Annotated in this window: 1 protein-coding gene; it reads right to left on the reverse strand. The window is 67.1% G+C overall.

From position 1 onward, the window contains the following. Window positions 1-30: 30 nt before the first annotated feature. Window positions 31-1677, reverse strand: a complete 1647-nt coding sequence (locus AOK11_RS33510) for an IS1182 family transposase (protein WP_055597441.1) — start codon at window positions 1675-1677, stop codon at window positions 31-33. Window positions 1678-1872: the final 195 nt, after the last annotated feature.

Below are 1872 nucleotides of genomic sequence, written 5' to 3' on the forward strand. Positions count from 1 at the left end.
CCTCACAGTCGGGGATCTTGAGGATCGAACTCATTTGCCTTGTCGCCACCAGCATTCCCAGGTCAGGTCGCGTGAGTCGAGGTAGAGCTGGAACGCCGTGAGACCTCTGGGGTGGTGATGCGCTCGTGAGGCAAGGCGTTCGATGTTGATGGCGATGCCGGTCAGGACGTGTTGGACGTGGGTCTTTCGGTGGCCGTGGTAGCGGCTTCTGCGGGCTCGGTGGGCGTTGACGAGTTCGCAGATGGTTCCTTCGATGCCGGACCGGGTGGCGTAGAGCCGTTTCCAGCGGGGGTCCTGCTGGTCGGTGCGGTTGGTGGCCTGGAGTTCGTGCAGGTGACGGGGGAGGAAGTTCACGGTGCGGGCGGACTTTCCGCGCGTGCAGGCAGGACGGTCCGGGCAGGGGTCGCACTGACGGGAGGTGAACCGGGCGGCTGTGTAGGGCGCCATGGCGGGGGCCTCGAGCCAGGTGGTGCTGGTCTGGCCGTTGGGGCAGGTGACCTGGCGCCGGTCGAAGTCGATGGTGAAGTCGTCGCGGGTGAAGCCGGTCTGTTCCTTCTTCTGCCACGCTCCGCTCGCCTTGACCGGTCCGACGAGCTGGATGCGGTCATCGCGTGCGGAGTTGGCCAGCAGGGCGGTGGATATGTAGCCGCCGTCGACCAGGTGCTGTGCGGGCAGCAGTCGGCGGTCTCGGAGTCGGGCGTGGACGCCGGGCAGGGCCTGGGTGTCCCGGATGGGGCTGGTGGTGGCGATGTCCGTGATCAGGTTGACGTGGGCGTCGGCGTCGCAGGTCTCGGTGACGTGGACCAGGTAGCCACTCCAGCGGGTGTTGCCCCGGATGGCCCGGCGAGCATCCAGGTCGTAGGGCGAGATGATCTGGACGGCTCCTTTGGGCCGGCCGTCCTTCTCGGTGCGGGGACGCAGGATGCCGCGGGCGTCGACGAGGAAGTTCTGCACCATGATCTGTCGCAGGGCATCTGCCCGGGGGCCGCGTCGGTGGGGCGGCAGGTTCTCGAGGAGCCGGCAGGCATCCGCCCCGGCCTGCTTGAGACGGGTGACGGGGTGACTGGGCTGGGCGGGCAGGCGGACCGGCCTGCCGTAACGGGTGGCCCATTCGGCGTCCACCAGGTCGTCCAGGACGTGGGGTGTGTCGCGGGAGGCTTCTTCCAGTGCGGCGCGGACCGCTTCGATGACCAGTTCCAGGCGGGTGAGTTCCCTGGCAGCGGACAGAACCTGCGTGGAGTCGGTCCGCTGCCTTCCGTGTTCCTTGATCATTCCTGCCTCGCGTAACCGGTCCAGCGCCAGGGACAGGAGACGGTCGGCACGGTCGTCCTGGCCGAGGCGGTCACGGAAGTCCGTGAGCACGCTGTGGTGGAAGCCGGGGTAGTCCAGGTTCATCGCGAGGGCGTACTTGAAGTCGATCCGGCACCGCACCGCCTCGGCCGCCTGCCGGTCGGAGAGGTTGAGCAGGAACTGCAGCACGCAGACCGTGGCCAGTTGGGCCGGCGACAGCCCGGGGCGTCCGTCACGTGGATACCAGGACAGAAAGTCCTCGTCACTCCACAGCCCGTCAAGGTGATCACGTACCCACATGGCGGTGGTCCCACGAGGATTGCTCGCACGAGCCGTCCGAGCCGTGAACTCTGGCACTACCACCCCGGACCGAGGACGAACGGACACTGGTCACCTCATGAGGACAGGACTGCACCGCACCAGCCGAAGCATCCCGAACCATCAGCGCCCCTGTCCGCGGAACTTCAAGATCCCCGACTGTGAGGATGAGGGAGGCACCGCTCGAGGGTCTGACCCGATCCCCGATTGACGCTTCGGCTGTCCTTACTCTGAATCGTCGACCTTCCGAGCGGTGCCGTTGCG

The organism is Streptomyces hirsutus (assembly GCF_001418415.1).
In the GTDB taxonomy this organism is placed as follows: Bacteria; Actinomycetota; Actinomycetes; order Streptomycetales; family Streptomycetaceae; genus Streptomyces; species Streptomyces hirsutus.